Source organism: Pseudomonas sp. FSL R10-1339 (assembly GCF_009600545.1).
Lineage (GTDB): Bacteria > Pseudomonadota > Gammaproteobacteria > Pseudomonadales > Pseudomonadaceae > Aquipseudomonas > Aquipseudomonas bubulae.
This window is the reverse complement of the sequence record NZ_WIVQ01000011.1, coordinates 19,154-34,222: the sequence shown is the minus strand read 5'-3', so window position 1 is coordinate 34,222 and position 15,069 is coordinate 19,154. Positions and strand designations below refer to the sequence as shown.

15 protein-coding genes are annotated in these 15,069 nt (G+C 56.9%); 4 read left to right on the top strand and 11 right to left on the bottom strand.

The genetic code is table 11. The features are described 5' to 3' along the window. Window positions 1–107: 107 nt before the first annotated feature. The 5 genes from GHO03_RS05855 to GHO03_RS05835 form a co-directional block, all read right to left on the bottom strand. Entirely contained in the window at window positions 108–1,037 is a 930-nt protein-coding gene (locus tag GHO03_RS05855; protein WP_095001409.1) for a glutamate/aspartate ABC transporter substrate-binding protein, read from the bottom strand. 329 nt (window positions 1,038–1,366) lie between these two features. Next, on the bottom strand, window positions 1,367–2,905 hold the full coding sequence (gene glpD, locus GHO03_RS05850; RefSeq protein WP_095001408.1) for a glycerol-3-phosphate dehydrogenase: 1,539 nt from the start codon (window positions 2,903–2,905) through the stop codon (window positions 1,367–1,369). Between the two features lie 286 nt (window positions 2,906–3,191). Then, complete coding sequence (locus GHO03_RS05845; protein ID WP_019823558.1) at window positions 3,192–3,947, bottom strand: DeoR family transcriptional regulator; 756 nt, start codon at window positions 3,945–3,947, stop codon at window positions 3,192–3,194. A gap of 124 nt (window positions 3,948–4,071) precedes the next feature. After that, window positions 4,072–5,577, bottom strand: coding sequence for a glycerol kinase GlpK (gene glpK / locus GHO03_RS05840; RefSeq protein WP_095001407.1), 1,506 nt, complete (start codon window positions 5,575–5,577; stop codon window positions 4,072–4,074). A gap of 89 nt (window positions 5,578–5,666) precedes the next feature. Continuing rightward, window positions 5,667–6,518 (bottom strand): MIP/aquaporin family protein, encoded by an 852-nt coding sequence (locus tag GHO03_RS05835; protein ID WP_153399374.1) that lies wholly within the window; start codon window positions 6,516–6,518, stop codon window positions 5,667–5,669. Between the two features lie 370 nt (window positions 6,519–6,888). On the opposite strand from GHO03_RS05835, the gene ybaK reads away from it, so the two are divergent. Then, window positions 6,889–7,359 (top strand): Cys-tRNA(Pro) deacylase, encoded by a 471-nt coding sequence (gene ybaK / locus GHO03_RS05830; protein WP_095001405.1) that lies wholly within the window; start codon window positions 6,889–6,891, stop codon window positions 7,357–7,359. A gap of 16 nt (window positions 7,360–7,375) precedes the next feature. On the opposite strand, the gene GHO03_RS05825 is transcribed toward ybaK, so the two are convergent. Both GHO03_RS05825 and argF read right to left on the bottom strand, forming a co-directional pair. After that, window positions 7,376–8,485, bottom strand: coding sequence for an ABC transporter ATP-binding protein (locus GHO03_RS05825; protein WP_095001404.1), 1,110 nt, complete (start codon window positions 8,483–8,485; stop codon window positions 7,376–7,378). Continuing rightward, window positions 8,482–9,402: an ornithine carbamoyltransferase gene (argF, locus tag GHO03_RS05820; protein WP_095001403.1), complete on the bottom strand. Its 921-nt coding sequence runs from the start codon at window positions 9,400–9,402 to the stop codon at window positions 8,482–8,484. The genes GHO03_RS05825 and argF overlap by 4 nt, the downstream gene beginning before the upstream one ends. Window positions 9,403–9,913: 511 nt before the next feature. On the opposite strand from argF, the gene grxD reads away from it, so the two are divergent. Continuing rightward, window positions 9,914–10,255 carry a Grx4 family monothiol glutaredoxin gene (grxD, locus tag GHO03_RS05815; protein WP_016779691.1) on the top strand — a complete coding sequence of 114 codons (342 nt, stop codon included), beginning with the start codon at window positions 9,914–9,916 and terminating at the stop codon, window positions 10,253–10,255. 91 nt (window positions 10,256–10,346) lie between these two features. Here grxD and bfr read toward each other — a convergent pair whose 3' ends face one another. Next, complete coding sequence (gene bfr / locus GHO03_RS05810; protein WP_016779692.1) at window positions 10,347–10,817, bottom strand: bacterioferritin; 471 nt, start codon at window positions 10,815–10,817, stop codon at window positions 10,347–10,349. 198 nt (window positions 10,818–11,015) lie between these two features. After that, window positions 11,016–11,234: a bacterioferritin-associated ferredoxin gene (locus tag GHO03_RS05805; RefSeq protein WP_153380374.1), complete on the bottom strand. Its 219-nt coding sequence runs from the start codon at window positions 11,232–11,234 to the stop codon at window positions 11,016–11,018. Window positions 11,235–11,512: 278 nt separating this feature from the next. On the opposite strand from GHO03_RS05805, the gene GHO03_RS05800 reads away from it, so the two are divergent. After that, complete coding sequence (locus GHO03_RS05800) at window positions 11,513–12,115, top strand: peroxiredoxin (RefSeq protein WP_095001402.1); 603 nt, start codon at window positions 11,513–11,515, stop codon at window positions 12,113–12,115. A gap of 77 nt (window positions 12,116–12,192) precedes the next feature. On the opposite strand, the gene rnt is transcribed toward GHO03_RS05800, so the two are convergent. Beyond that, complete coding sequence (gene rnt / locus GHO03_RS05795; RefSeq protein ID WP_016779695.1) at window positions 12,193–12,867, bottom strand: ribonuclease T; 675 nt, start codon at window positions 12,865–12,867, stop codon at window positions 12,193–12,195. Beyond that, a complete protein-coding gene (gene pyrC / locus GHO03_RS05790) occupies window positions 12,864–13,910 on the bottom strand; it encodes a dihydroorotase (protein WP_153399371.1) in 1,047 nt (348 codons plus the stop codon). The genes rnt and pyrC overlap by 4 nt, the downstream gene beginning before the upstream one ends. Window positions 13,911–14,065: 155 nt before the next feature. Between pyrC and GHO03_RS05785 the strand changes: the two genes are divergently transcribed. Then, the gene (locus tag GHO03_RS05785) at window positions 14,066–14,971 is read left to right on the top strand and encodes an OmpA family protein (protein WP_095024200.1); all 906 of its coding nucleotides are present in this window, start codon (window positions 14,066–14,068) and stop codon (window positions 14,969–14,971) included. Window positions 14,972–15,069: the final 98 nt, after the last annotated feature.

Genomic DNA, 15,069 nt, shown 5'->3' with positions numbered 1-15,069 from the left:
ATAACCGGCGGGTCGAGTGCTCTCTAATGCAATAAGAAGCTTAGTCCAAAGGTGGTCGACACCCCCGGGCGCAATGGCTTGCGCCCGGGGGGTTCAGCCGGCTGAAATCAGGATTTCTTTTCTTCAGCCGGTTTGTCGTCTGCTGCCTTGTCGGTAGGGGTGGCAATCAACGCTTTGAGCTCATCGCTCATCGGGAACATCAGGTTCAGGCCTTTTGGTGGAATCGGCGACTCGAACCAGGTTTTGTAGGTGTCGTTGATCTTGCCCGACTTGTAGTAGGCAACGATGGCGTCATCCACGGCCTTTTTGAATTCCGGATCGCCTTTACGCAGCATGCAGCCGTAGATTTCGTAAGACTGTGGAGTGCCGGTCACGGCCCAGTCTGTAGGCTTCTTGGCTTTGGCCATTTCACCGGCCAGCAGGGCGTCGTCCATCATGAAAGCAACAGCACGGCCCGACTCCAGCATGTTGAAGGCTTCGCCGTGGTCTTTTGCCGAGATCACGTTCATGCCCATCTGCTTGTCGGCGTTCATCGCTTTGAGGATGCGCTCGGAGGTGGTACCAGCAGTGGTCACGACGTTTTTGCCTTTCAGGTCAGCGAAGTCCTTGTAAGGCGAGTCCTTTTTGGACAGCAGGCGCGTACCGATTTCGAAGATGCCGACCGAGAAGTCGACTTGCTGTTGGCGTTCAACGTTGTTGGTGGTGGAACCACACTCAACGTCAACGGTGCCGTTCTGCACCAGCGGGATACGGGTCTGGGAGGTGACGAGGTTGTACTTGACCTTCAGGTCCGGCATGTCGAGCTGTTTTTTCAGCCCTTCAACGATAGCCAGTTGCACATCATGGGAGTAGCCAACCGGTTTGCCGGAAGCGTCCGCGATGTAGGAGAACGGAATGGAGGAGTCACGATGCCCAAGGGTGATGGTGCCGGATTCTTTGATTTTCTTCAGTGTGCCGGTCAATTCGGCTGCAAAAACTGGAGTGCTAATCAGAGCTGCAGCAATTGCTGCGCCCAAAAGTTGCGGAACGATGCGCATCGATGTTTCCTCGACATTGTTTTTTTTATTGAGCCCGTTTGCAGGCCCTTTTTTACTCAGAACGTCTCAACAGGCTAAACGCTCTGTTTAAGCATTCGGCATAGAGTGTAGAGCATGAGTCGTGCCAGCCCTGGTATTAAAGTCTAACCTGCTGATTTATAACGAATTAAAGTTTTATGTCGGGACTTCGGTGGCATGCAGATGCCCGGAAAGCCGAATCATTGGGGGGGAGTGCGTTCGGAAAACCGAATGAAAGGCAGGCAGTGCGGGGGGGGAGGAGCGAAGGCCCGTGCAAGCGGACTCGCTCCCACGGGCCATCTAAACGCGAATTAAGCGGCCTGAACCTTGCGGTGTTTCAGGCCAAGGGTGGTCATGTACTGGCTCAGGTGGGCCTGTTCCTCGGCCGTGGTGAACAACCCAAGCTTGGTGCGGCGCCACAGGATGTCCTGTGCCTCCAGTGCCCATTCCTGGTTGCACAGGTAATCAACCTCACGGCTGTAAAGGCCGCTGCCGATATGCTCGCCCATGTCGCTCAGGCCTTGTGCACCTTCGAGCAAGCTCCAGGAGCGGTTGCCATAGGTGATTGCCCAGCGCTTGGCAATTGCGGCATCCAGCCAGCTGTATTTGCTGACCAGGGCCTCGCTCAGGGCTTTTGGCGTGGTCATGCCTTCGCCGCCGGGTAATGTCGCGCTGGCGGTCCAGCTCGGCTTGATCTGGGTGAAGTAGGGTGTCAGCTGTGCCATGGCCGATTCGGCCAGCTTGCGATAGGTGGTCAGTTTGCCGCCAAATACCGATAGAAGCGGGGCTTCGCCCGCTGCGCCAGACAATGCCAGGGTGTAGTCGCGGGTCACGGCCGAAGGGTTGTCGGACTCGTCATTGCACAGCGGGCGCACGCCGGAGTAGGTGCGCAGAATGTCGCTGCGGCTCACTTGCTGCTTGAAGTGGGCGTTGACCACATTAAGCAGGTAGTCGGTTTCTTCTTCGGTAATGCTGACCTTGGCCGGATCGCCGGTGTATTCGCGGTCAGTGGTGCCGATGATGGTGAACTGGTCCATGTACGGAATGGTGAACACAATCCGCTGGTCTTCGTTCTGCAGGATGAAGGCATTTGGCGCGTCATACAGCTTGGGCACAATCAGGTGGCTACCCTGGATCAGGCGGATGCCGTAAGGCGAGTCCAGCTTGAGGTCGTCCTTGATGAATTTGGCGACCCAGGGGCCGGCGGCATTGACCAGGGCCTTGCTGCGGATCGAAAACAGGCTGCCATCTGCACGTTCCAGGTTCAACTCCCACAAACCCTTGTTACGGCGCGCGCCGACGCAACGGGTCTGGGTGTGAACATGGGCGCCTTTTTCCCGCGCGGCCATGGCGTTGAGCACTACCAGGCGCGCGTCATCGACCCAGCAATCGGAGTATTCAAAACCTTTGGTGATTTCTGCTTTAAGGGGGCTGTTGGCACCGAACTTGAGGCTGGTTGAACCAGCCAGCTTTTCACGCTTGCCCAAATGGTCATACAGGAACAGGCCGGCACGGATCATCCACGCCGGGCGCAGGTGCGGTCGGTGCGGCAATACGAAACGCATCGGTTTAACGATATGCGGGGCTTTGGCCAGCAGCACTTCGCGTTCGGCCAGCGCTTCGCGCACCAGGCGGAACTCGTAATGTTCGAGGTAGCGCAGGCCACCGTGGATCAGCTTGCTGCTGGCAGAGGACGTGTGGCTGGCCAGATCGTCCTTTTCGCAAAGGAACACCGAGAGGCCGCGCCCGGCTGCATCTGCCGCAATCCCGACACCATTGATTCCACCACCAATAACGGCGACGTCGTAAACCTCAGCGAGGGGAGTGGCAGGCAAGGTGGTCAGGGGCATGGGTTGGCCTCGCGTTCTTTACGCATATTTGAATTCGAACATTAATGTTCATTTGCGAAAATATTAGCGGATAAAGGCGCGCGCAGCCAGCACCCTTCGATTGAAAAAACTCATCGAAGGGCGTCGAAAGGAAGAATTTCGAACATTTTAGTGTAGGACAATGATTCTGCGGGAGCAGGCATTGCTCGCAATGCAGGCGCTGCGGCTCACCTGTCAGGTTGCGGTGATGCCATCGCGAGCAAGCCCGCCCCACAGCATCTGAACCCGCATCACTATCTGAGTGCGGTTACACCACTTCCAGACGAATTTTGTTCTGGGCCAGCAGTTGCGCCAGCTCCGGCACGGGCGGCTGGTCGGTGACCAGGCAATCGATCAAGGTGATCGGGCCCAAGCGGACCATTGCATTGCGGCCGAACTTGCTGGAGTCCGCTGCCAGGATAGTTTGTCGGGCATTGGCGATAATCGCCTGGGATACGCGTACTTCCTGATAGTCAAAGTCCAGCAAGCTGCCGTCAGAATCGATACCGCTGATACCAACCAAGGCGAAGTCGAACTTGAACTGGTTGATAAAGTCGACGCTGGCCTGACCGACGATGCCACCATCGCGGCGCACATTGCCGCCGGCGATCAGTACTTCGAAGTCGTCTTTTGCGCTCAGGATCGACGCAACATGCAGGTTGTTGGTGATGATTTTCAGGTGATTGTGGTTGAGCAGCGCCCGGGCAATCGACTCGGTGGTGGTGCCGATATTGATGAAAATCGAGGCGTGATCGGGAATCTGGGCGGCAATGGCTTCGCCAATGCGGCGCTTTTCATCGCGCATCTGGTCGGCCCGCATGGCGTAGGCGGTGTTCTCTACACTGGAGTCATAGGCGGCGCCACCGTGGTAGCGGCGCAACAGGTCGGCTTCTGCCAACTGGTTGATGTCACGGCGAATGGTCTGCGGCGTGACGACGAACAACTGAGCCATTTCCTCGATGCTGACATAACCGCGCTCGCGTACGAGTTCGAGGATCTGCTGTTGGCGTGGAGGCAGATTCATGGAGTTTCCTTTGGGCGGCGAAGCAAATTCACCCATGATGCCGCAGGAAAGCGTCGTCTGCTACTCGCAGGTGCCTCAAGCAACTGCGGGCGCCATAGGCGCCCGCAGATGTAATTGCCCGTACTTAGTTGCTTTCTTCGTGAGGTTCCCAGTCGCGGGTACGGCTTACGGCTTTTTTCCAGCCGGCATAGAGCTTCTCTTTGCAGCTTTCGTCCAGTGCAGGTTCGAACTCGCGCTCGATCACCGCCTTGCCGCGCAGTTCATCCAGGCTGCCCCAGAAGCCGCAAGCCAGACCCGCCAGGTAGGCAGCGCCCAAGGCCGTGGTTTCACGCATTTGCGGGCGTTCAACCTGGGTGCCGAGGATGTCTGCCTGAAACTGCATCAGGAAGTTGTTGGCTACGGCACCACCGTCTACACGCAGGGCTTTGAGGCGTTCGCCGGAGTCCTGTTGCATAGCGTCCAGTACGTCCCGTGTCTGGTAGGCAATCGACTCCAGCGCAGCACGAATGATGTGGTCTACGCGTACGCCGCGAGTAAGGCCGAACAGTGCGCCACGGGCATACGGGTCCCAGTAGGGGGCACCGAGGCCGGTGAAGGCAGGCACCAGATACACGCCATTGCTGTCTTTGACTTTATTGGCGAAGTATTCGGTGTCGTGGGCGTCGTTGATGATCTTCAGTTCGTCACGCAGCCATTGCACGGTGGAGCCACCGTTGAACACGGCGCCTTCCAGGGCGTAGGCCACTTCGCCGCGGGGGCCGCAGGCGATGGTGGTCAGCATGCCGTGGGTCGACTTCACGGCGTTGGCGCCGGTGTTCATCAGCAGGAAGCAGCCGGTGCCGTAGGTGTTCTTGGCCTGGCCGGGCTCGACGCACATCTGGCCAAACAGCGCGGCCTGTTGGTCGCCGGCAATGCCGCCGATGGCGATACCGCTTTTGGTGCGGCCGTAGATTTCTGAAGACGACTTCACTTCAGGCAACATTTCGCGCGGGATATCCAGCACCTCCAGCATCTTGGCATCCCACTCCAGAGTGTGGATGTTAAAGAGCATGGTGCGCGAGGCGTTGGTGTAATCGGTAACGTGGGTTTTGCCGCCGGTAAATTTCCAGATCAGCCAGCTGTCGATGGTGCCAAACAGCAGTTCGCCTTTGCGCGCCCGTTCGCGGCTGCCTTCGACGTTGTCGAGGATCCACTTCAGTTTGGTGCCGGAGAAGTACGGGTCGGTCACCAGGCCGGTGGTGTCGCTGATGTATTGCTCGTGACCGTCGCGCTTGAGCTGCTCGCAGATCTCGGTGCTGCGACGGCATTGCCAGACGATGGCGTTGTAGATCGGGCGGCCGCTTTCTTTGTCCCAGACCACCGTGGTTTCGCGCTGGTTGGTAATGCCGATGGCGGCAACCTGGTCATGATGCAGGCCGGCCTGGGCCAGGGCCTCAACCATCACGGCGCTCTGGGTGGCAAAAATCTCCATCGGGTCGTGTTCGACCCAGCCCGGTTGCGGGTAATGCTGTTGGAACTCACGTTGTGCTGTGCACACCACGTTGGCGTCACGATCGAAGATGATCGCTCGCGAACTGGTGGTGCCTTGGTCCAGCGCAATGATGTAGTTCTTATTCTGAGTGTCGGTCATTTGTTAGTGCCTTGCAGAATGAGGGAGGTTGCGGGCGCGAGACAGGTAACGGGCAGTAGGTCTCGTGCGCCCCGTTTCATCAGTCGGTATCAGGATGCCTGGGTCTTTGCAGGCGCAGCGGCTTGGGTAACCGCATCTGCCGGGGCAATGTCAGGCAAGTGCCGGGCAATCATCCCGCGATAAATGGCAGCGCCCAGACAGGCACCTACGATGGGTGCAAAAATGGGAATCAGGAAATACGGGATATCGCGCCCGCCGGTGAACGAGACGTCCCCCCAGCCAGCGAAGAAAGTCATCAGCTTGGGCCCGAAATCACGCGCAGGGTTCATCGCAAAACCGGTCAATGGGCCCATCGAGCTGCCAATGACGGCGATCAGCAAGCCGATCAGCAGGGGGGCCAATGGGCCACGGGGCAAGCCGTTTTTGTCGTCGGTCAGGGCCATGATTACGCCCATAAGGATAGCGGTTATCACAAGCTCGACGAGGAAGGCCTGCAGCGTTGTCAGCGAAGGGTGCGGGTAGGTCGAGAATACCGAGGCCAATTCCAGGCTGGCCTGGCTGCCACGTACCATCTGGTGGGCTTGTTCGTAATCGAAGAACAGGTTGCTGTAGAGCGTGTAAACCAACGCCGCTGCGCAAAAGGCCCCTGCGATCTGGGCGAGGATATAGAAAGGCAGTTTACGTTTTTCAAAATCGGTGAACAGGAACAGCGCAATGCTGACCGCCGGGTTCAGGTGTGCGCCGGAAACGCCGGCCGTCAGATAAATCGCCATGCTGACGCCAATGCCCCAGATGATACTGATTTCCCATAGGCCAAAACTTGCGCCCGCGACCTTGAGAGCCGCAACACAGCCGGTACCGAAGAATATCAAAAGTGCGGTGCCGAGAAACTCGGCCAGGCACTGGCCTGAAAGTGTGGGGTGCTGCGATGCAGTCGACATGTAAAACCTCGTTATTGTTGTTTTTTGACGTCGTCAATCAGGGTGGCAGTGCGCCTGAGCCTGGACCGGGAACTGCGTATTTGTGTTTTACGCTGTCAGGCTGAGTCGTGTGAGTATATTCAGATTCGAAAAAATATAGACAAGAAACACTGCTGTCAAAGGTCGAAAGTGAACGGGTATTCACATTCTGACTTCAGATGAGTGCTTTGGTATTGGTTTTTATGTAAACAAAGACTACGAATTGAGAGGGGTAAAGGTAACTTTTTAGCTACATGCAGGGTCTGTAACCTCGGTTTCAGCGCCTTTTTACGGGGTAATAGCCTAAAATCGGCCATCGTATTTCTTTCTCCTCTGCAAAACTGGAGCTGTCATGACGCCTGCACTGGACCTGCTGAAAAAAGTTCGCGCCGAACATCGGGTACACAGCTATGAACACGACCCCAAGGCGGCATCCTACGGCCTGGAGGCCGCAGAAAAGCTTGGCCTGGAGCCTGCGCAAGTGTTCAAAACGCTGTTGGCCAGCAGTGAAAAGGGCGAGTTGCTAGTTGCCGTCGTACCGGTCGTCGGAAGTCTTGATTTGAAAGCGCTGGCTCAGGCAGCGGGGGTGAAGAAAGTCGAAATGGCGGACCCGGCGGCGGCTCAGCGCTCCACAGGTTATCTGCTTGGCGGGATCAGCCCGTTGGGGCAAAAGAAGCGCCTGCGTACTTTTATTGATAAAAGTGCCGAGGGTTTTTCGACTATTTTTGTCAGCGCCGGACGACGCGGCCTGGAGGTGGAACTGGCGCCTGCGGTGCTGGCAGAGCACACGCAAGCGAAGTTCGCAGAAGTAGGCAGGGCGTAAGCGCTGCCACAGGTTTTTAGTGCGCTGTGCTGAAACGCCTTACACCTGATTCGGATTGCGGGATTTGCGCCGCTATGCTGCCGCTGGTTTGAAACATCACCAGGTGTTCGGCGGCAACGCGAATACCCACTTCAGCGCCAGGCAAGTGGTCGGCATGACTCGGGAAGATCGACTCCAGCTGGCTGCCTGTCGGCAGTTGCAGGCGATAAAGGGTCGATGCGCCGAGGAATGTCTTGCCGATGATCCGCGCCTTCAAATCGCTGTCCGGTGCGTAGACGATATCGTCCGGGCGCAGCAATACATCCACTGCACCGCCCGTTGGCCAGGTATACGCACGGTTGCCACGCAAGACACCCAGCTCGGTTTGTACCGATTCAGGTGTCAGCAACTGGCCGCGAATAAAGTAGCCCTGACCGATAAAGCTCGCCACAAAGGGCGTCTGAGGTTCGTGGTAGAGGTTGTAAGGGGTGTCCCACTGTTCAAGGCGGCCTTCCTTGAACACGCCAACATGATCGCTGACAGCGAAGGCTTCTTCCTGATCGTGTGTCACCAAAATCGCACTTGTACCACGGGCTTTCAGGATATCGCGCACTTCGTGGCTGAGCTTGCGGCGCAGCTCGCCATCCAGGTTGGAGAATGGCTCATCCAGCAACAGCAGTTGCGGCTCGGGTGCCAGGGCGCGGGCCAGGGCAACGCGTTGCTGCTGACCACCTGATAACTCGTGCGCAAAGCGTTTGCCCAGGTTTTTAAGGTTGACCAGCTCAAGCAGCTCTTCGGTCACACGGTCTTTGTTCGGGTGCTTGCGAATGCCGAAGGCAATGTTGTCGGCCACGCTCAGGTGCGGGAACAGGGCGTAGTCCTGAAACACCATACCAATACGACGTTTCTCGGGTGCCAAGGTGAAGCCGGCGCTGGAGATCACTTCGCCTGCCAGCCTGATTTCACCCTGGTGTACCGGTTCGAACCCGGCAATAGCACGCAATGTCGTGGTTTTGCCGCACCCCGAAGAGCCCAGCAAGCAGCCGATATCACCGGCATTGAGATGCAGGTTGAGGTTTTGCACCACGCTCTGGCCCTGATACCCACAGGCCAGATCACGAAGGTTTAGCAATAGCGGCTGACTCATGCGGATTGGTACGCCGGTTGGACAAGGAATTCGAGCAGCGCTTTTTGCGCATGCAGGCGGTTTTCGGCCTGATCCCAGGCCACGGAGCGAGGGTCGTCCAGCAGGTCGACGCTGATCTCTTCGCCGCGATGAGCAGGCAGGCAGTGCATGAACAGCACGTCATCGGCCGCCAGGTCGAGCAGGGCACGGTTGACCTGATACGGGGCAAACAGTTCGAGGCGCTTGGCCGTTTCGTCTTCCTGACCCATTGATGTCCATACGTCGGTGCTCACCAGGTGGGCGCCAATCACGGCATCACGCGGGTCGCGAACGATGGTAACGCGTTCGCCTGCCAGCGCCACGAACTCGGGGTTTGGTTCATAGCCTTGCGGGCAGGCAACACGCAGGTGGAAGTCAAACTGGATAGCCGCTTCTATATAGCTGTTGCACATGTTGTTGCCGTCACCAATCCAGGCCACGGTCTTGCCCTTGATCGATCCGCGATGCTCAAGGAAGGTCTGCATGTCAGCCAGCAGCTGGCATGGGTGCAGGTCGTCCGACAGGCCATTGATAACCGGTACGCGGGAATTGGCCGCAAACTCGGTCAGGGTGCTGTGGGCGAAGGTGCGGATCATGACGGCGTCAAGCATGCGTGACATGACGATGGCGCAGTCGCCTATCGGTTCGCCACGACCCAGTTGGGTATCTCGTGGTGACAGAAAAATGGCCTGGCCACCGAGCTGGATCATGCCAGCTTCAAATGACAGGCGGGTGCGGGTCGATGATTTTTCGAAAATCATGCCCAGTACGCGACCTTTCAAGGGTTCGAACAGAACGCTGCGCTGGCGCAGGTCCTTAAGCTCGATGCCGCGGCGAATCACGCTGACTAGCTCTTCGGGAGTGCAATCCATCAGGGAGAGAAAGTGCCTTGCGCTCATCATTAACTACCTTTTTTTGCAACGATCGCAGATGCTCAAGGCCGGGGTTTTCGGAAAAACGGGCGAGACCTGCGGCGAAAGCCGCACGGGGCGACGAAATAGGGGAAGGCGCGATCTTATAAGGAAATGTCGCGTCTTGCCAATAAGGGTCATATGTATAGAGGTTTGAGCGGGTCTTGCGCTGCATGAGCCACATCAGGCGGTTTGCCTCACCTCAGCTGCTCATTTGTACACTGCCGTGGCGTAGCTTGGCAATTGCGAGGGGGGGCGAGGTCGTCGTATTTGTCATCGCTGGCGAGGAGCGACGGCTGCGATGGCGTTGTCAGCATTCCTGTCATGAGGCGGGGTTTAACTGCTCGCAGCCATCGTTTCTCGGCAGGGACAACAAGCTTTGTGGAGGGAGCAGGGGCATACTATTGTCTGTCGGGGAGACCGAGCGTCGCGCTCGGCTTTCCGTTACAATGCGCCACCGTGCCGACATCTGCGTCGGAAAGTTCAGCCGAGGTGCTCCATGGATATCATCGAAACTATTAAAGACCAGATTGCCAACAACACCATTCTGCTCTACATGAAAGGCTCCCCGAATGCCCCGCAGTGCGGCTTTTCGGCTAAAGCTGCTCAGGCAGTCATGGGGTGTGGCGAGAAGTTCGCTTACGTGGACATCCTCCAGAATCCTGAAATTCGTGCCAATCTGCCAAAGTACGCCAACTGGCCAACTTTCCCGCAATTGTGGGTAGGTGGCGAGCTGGTTGGCGGTAGCGACATCATGGCTGAAATGGCCGCTGATGGTTCTTTGCAGGCTTTGATCAAAGAAGCTGTCGAGAAAGCCGCAGCAAACAAGACTGAAGCGTGATATCAGTCGCGTCGTGACAGTTGTTTTGTCGCACGCATAAAAAAGCCCCGCCTCTGTGATAAACAAGGCGGGGCTTTTTAATGGGTGTTAGTTACTCACCCATTTGCGATTGCAGGTAATTCTCAATACCCACTTTGTCGATCAGGCCCAACTGAGTTTCCAGCCAGTCGATATGTTCTTCTTCCGACTCAAGAATATCTTCGAGCATTTCCCGGCTGCCAAAGTCACCAACTACTTCACAATGGGCAATGGCGGCCTTGAGGTCGGCGTGGCCAGTCTTCTCGATGCGCAGGTCACACTCCAGCATTTCCTTGGTGTGCTCGCCGATATGCAGCTTGCCCAAGTCCTGTACGTTTGGCAGGCCTTCCAGGAACAGGATGCGTTTAATCAGTTTGTCCGCGTGTTTCATCTCGTCGATGGACTCGTGGTACTCATGCGCGCCCAACTTCTCCAGGCCCCAATCCTGATACATGCGTGCATGCAGGAAGTATTGGTTGATTGCGACCAGTTCGTTGCCGAGAATTTTGTTGAGGTGCTGAATAACCGAAATGTCGCCTTTCATGGCTGGGGCCTGCCTTAATTAACTGTATATAGGGCAGAGTTTGATCCGCACCTTGCAGACTGTCAAACCTAAGTATTTGAATAATAAATGAAAATTAATCGGAATAAGAATGTTTGTGTTCCGCGTCTTGGGCCTAAGCACTTGAATTCTGGGCATAAAAAAACCGGACGCTATGTCCGGTTCTTTGGAATTGGTTAATCAGGCGACTGAAAATTCTGCCGGGAAACTCATGACAGCCTGGCTGGCTTGCAGCGAGGAAAGGGTTTCGCGAACCACTTGCTTGGCCAGACAGGCACATTTGCCACATTGGCTGGCAACACCTGTCGCTTCACGCACTTCACGGTAACTGCAGCAACCGTCGTAGATTGCGTCGCGGATTTTTCCATCGGTGACGCCAGTGCAAATGCAAACGTACATAAATAAGAACCATCGCTGGTTGGGATTCAATGCCAAGGATCTTAATGTTAACGAGAATGATTGTCAAAGTACCTTGAGTCTCAATTGAGGGTCTCAGGCACTGTGCTGACGAACGGTTCTTTTGAGCGCTTTCGGGCGGGTGAAAAAGGGTGCCTGCCAGTTCCGACGAGCGGTGTATGATGACCGGTCTTTTTACCCGGGAGCTGATTGCCTGGCGTCGTTTTCAACGGCTGCCCAATCAGGTTCTGTTTTTCACGCTGCACACCAGGAGATATCCAATGAGCGTACTCGTAGGCAAACAAGCCCCTGACTTCACCGTCGCCGCCGTACTTGGCACTGGCGAAATCGTTGACAGCTTCACGCTGTCCTCCGCCATCAAAGGCAAATATGGCCTGGTGTTCTTCTACCCACTGGACTTCACTTTCGTATGCCCGTCCGAGCTGATCGCACTGGATCACCGTATTCCTGAGTTCCAGGCGCGCAATGTTGAAGTGGTTGCGGTGTCCATTGACTCCCATTTCACCCACAACGCATGGCGCAACACGCCAGTGAACAATGGCGGCATCGGCCAGGTGAAATACACCATGGCTGCCGACATCAATCACGCCATCTGCAAGGCCTACGACGTTGAAACCGAAGGCGGCGTGGCTCTGCGCGGCGCGTTCCTGATCGACGACAAAGGCGTTGTGCGCTCGCAGATCGTCAACGACCTGCCACTGGGCCGCAACATGGACGAGCTGCTGCGTCTGGTTGACGCCCTGCAATTCCACGAAGAGCACGGCGAAGTTTGCCCGGCCAACTGGAAAAAAGGCGACAAGGGCATGACCGCTTCGACTGCAGGTGTTGCGGCTTACCTGACTGAAAATGCTGACCAGCTGTAATCGTCAGTTTCAGGCATAAAAAAACCGGACCCAGTGTCCGGTTTTTTTATGGTGCGCTGTAAGCCTTTACGACAGGATCAGTCGTTGAAGTCTTTCCAGCCGCCCATTTGTTTCCAGCTGTTTACGATGCCACAGAACAACTCGGCGGTTTTCTCGGTGTCGTAACGGGCCGAGTGTGCTTCACGCCCATCAAAGTCGATGTCGGCGGCCTGGCAGGCTTTTGCCAGGACGGTCTGGCCATAGGCCAGGCCAGCAAGGGTCGCGGTGTCAAAGCTCGAGAACGGGTGGAAAGGGTTGCGCTTCATGTCCAGGCGCGCGACAGCGGCGTTGAGGAAGCCCAGGTCGAAGCTGCTGTTATGCCCCACCAGAATGGCGCGTTTGCAGCCATTGGCCTTCAGGGCCTTGCGCACACCGCGGAAGATATCGGTCAGGGCTGTCTCTTCACTGACGGCCATGCGCAGTGGGTGATCGAGCTTGATACCGGTGAATTCCAGTGCAGCGGCTTCGATATTGGCGCCTTCAAACGGCTCTACACGGTGGAAATAGGTGTGTTCGGGGAACACAAAGCCTCTTTCGTCCATGCCGATCGTTACGGCAGCAATTTCCAGCAATGCATCAGTAGCACTGTTGAAACCGCCGGTTTCAACATCGATTACGACCGGCAGATAACCGCGAAAGCGCTCTGCCATCGGGTGGCGTGGACCGCCGCCATGGCCGCCTTCGTGTTCGTCATCATAATGGTCGTCACTCACAGCTGTTCCTCCAGCAGGCGCCAGCGCAGTGTTTCACCGGCGCGCAGCGGAATTACGGTCAGCTCGCCGAAAGGCAGGCTGGTTGGGGCGGTCCACTCCTGGCGAACCAGGGTGATCTGTTCGTTGCTGGCGGGCAAGCCGTAGAAGCGCGGGCCGTTAAGGCTGGCAAAGGCTTCCAGCTTGTCGAGCGCATTGCGCTGTTCGAACGCTTCGGCGTACATCTCGATGGCCGCATAGGCGGTATAACACCCGGCGCAACCGCACGCCGCTTCCTTGGCGTGCTGGGCGTGAGGTGCCGAGTCAGTGCCCAGGAAAAACTTCTCGCTGCCGCTGGTGGCCGCATCCAGCAGGGCTTCCTGATGGGTGTTGCGCTTGAGGATCGGCAGGCAATAAAAGTGCGGGCGAATGCCGCCAACCAGCATGTGATTGCGGTTGTACAGCAGGTGATGAGCGGTAATGGTTGCGCCGACGTTGGCCGAAGCCTCGTTGACGAACTGCACCGCGTCGGCGGTGGTGATGTGCTCAAACACGACTTTCAGCGTCGGGAAACGATCTACGACGCGGCGCATATGCTCGTCGATGAAGATCTTTTCGCGGTCAAAGACGTCTACGCCGGCTCGGGTGACTTCACCGTGGATCAGCAAAGGCATGCTGACTTCGGCCATGACTTCCAGAACCGGGAAGATCGCGTCGATACTGGTTACACCGGAGTCGGAGTTGGTCGTTGCCCCGGCCGGATACAGCTTGGCTGCATGGACGAATCCGCTGGCCTTGGCCGTGCGAATGTCTTCTGGCTGGGTACGATCGGTGAGGTACAGCACCATCAGCGGCTCGAAGCGGCTGCCAGCGGGGCGTGCAGCCAGGATGCGCTGGCGATAGGCGTCGGCCTCGGCGGCATTGCGCACCGGGGGTACCAGGTTGGGCATGATGATGGCGCGGCCAAAAGTGCGCGCTACATCCGCGACAGTGTGAGGCAACACAGCACCATCGCGAAGATGTATATGCCAGTCGTCGGGACGCAGCAGGGTCAGGCGGTCAGACATTGGGGATTCCAGGCGGGTCGAACTGAGGTGAATGCTACCGGAAAAGACTCTAGCAGGCACTCGCTATCAAGTTTTGTGATTGCTGACCGATATCTGATGAGCATGCCGTAAATCTGTGGCCTGTTTTTTTGCCGTACAAGCCTGTGGAGCCTCCCGTGCGCCAGCGTTATTTCATCCTGCTCAGTATGTTTGCCAGCCTGCCAGCCATGGCTCTGACTTTTCAGACGCGGCTGGAGAATATCGAGTGGAAAGTGGAAGGTGACAAATTCGAATGCCGTCTGATTCAGCCGATTACCGATTTTGGTTCGGGTGCTTTTGTAAGGCGTGCAGGAGAACAGGCTGTATTTCGTCTTAATGCCTACAACTCAATGTTGGGCGAGGGCTCTGCCAAGCTGTTGGCCGCCGCTGCGCCCTGGCAACCGGGCCGTGGTGATATTGACCTGGGCTCGGTGCGTATTGGCCGTGGGCAGGTGCTTTTCAACAGTTCCCAGGCGCAGGCCGCCAACTTGTTTCGAGGCTTGATTGAGGGGCGCAGCCCCTTGATAAGGCATTATTCTCGTGAGGGCAATGTCTCGGAAGTACGCCTGCTCCCTGTCAGGTTTCGCCAGGCTTACGGCGACTACGAGGCCTGTACCGCAAAGCTTTTACCGAAAAACTTTGAGCAGGTCAGACAAAGCCAGATCGGTTTCCCTGGCGGGGGGACCGAACTGGACGCGGTGGCCCGGGTCAACTTGCAAGTCATGGTCGAATACTTGAAGGCAGACCCTACAGTCAATCACGTCATCCTCGACGGTTATTCCGATAATCAGGGCAATCGCTTGACCAATCGTGAGCTGTCGCGCCGCCGGGCATTGGCGGTAATGGAGTATTTCAAGCAGAACGGCCTGCAGGAGTCGCAGATCACGGTGCGATTTCATGGTGAGCAATACCCCTTGGCGGCGAATACCAGTCGGGTAAACCGGGCGAAAAATCGCCGGGTAAGCGTCCGCCTGGAACGGCTCCCTGTGCCTGAAAAAGCTGCGCCATCTGTAGGTCCCAGCAATCCAGCGGCTATTTCCTGAAGCAGCGGTCTCGTCGCGTCTTTGATATAAACTGTCGCTTTGTCGTCTTAAGCTGTCGCGCCTCTGTAAATTCATGGCTGTGGGCGGTAGACTGTTCG